Source organism: Calderihabitans maritimus (assembly GCF_002207765.1).
GTDB lineage: Bacteria > Bacillota > KKC1 > Calderihabitantales > Calderihabitantaceae > Calderihabitans > Calderihabitans maritimus.
Map to the genome: position 1 here is coordinate 1 of NZ_BDGJ01000104.1, position 612 is coordinate 612.

General features: G+C 39.7%; 1 protein-coding gene. It reads right to left on the bottom strand.

The window, feature by feature from the left end:
- Positions 1-69: 69 nt before the first annotated feature.
- Positions 70-489: a TetR/AcrR family transcriptional regulator gene (locus KKC1_RS09015; protein ID WP_088554136.1), complete on the bottom strand. Its 420-nt coding sequence runs from the start codon at positions 487-489 to the stop codon at positions 70-72.
- Positions 490-612 lie beyond the last annotated feature (123 nt).

Sequence of the window (612 nt, forward strand, 5' to 3'; positions counted from 1 at the left end):
TTGAGTCGGAATTGGTGTCCAGTTAGGATCGGAATCGGTGTCCAATTTAAATCGGATTTGGTGTCCAGTTTAATTCGGAATTACTGTCCAGTTTGCTCCGGAATATGCATCCTTAATAGAATCGACCTGAAATGCCTGCAACCGGACAAACCACTTCTTTAGACTTTCATCGACATGGTCAAAGTTAAAGAGCCCTATCCTGGCCAGGTCCTTATTTTCCTCCAGAAACGAAAAATATCTCTCCGTGTAAACATACAGCTTGTCCTCAAAATTATGCCTTGACTGCATTTCTTGCTTTAAGTATTCGTAATGTTTTTCCAGTAATAATACTAACTCTTTAAAGACATGTTCTTTGTTCTTGAAATACAGGTAGAAAGTACCTTTTGCCACCCGAGCTCTGTCAACTATTTCATCTATAGTTGTCTTTCCGAACCCTTTTTCAGCGAATGCCTGCCGGGCAGCGGCCAGAAGACGATTTCTCTTATCCATTTTGTTAGCTTCCCTGGATATAAATTTCCCTCCTATCTCAATATTTTGTTTCTAACTCCCCCAAACTCTTTTTTTCGTAGAATTTGAGGGTTTTGCTACTCTATGTTTTGTAATGCTTTTTGC

Excerpts from the sequence above, each read along its gene's own strand:
- KKC1_RS09015 (WP_088554136.1), bottom strand. The coding sequence starts at position 489 with ATGGATAAGAGAAATCGTCTTCTGGCCGCTGCCCGGCAGGCATTCGCT.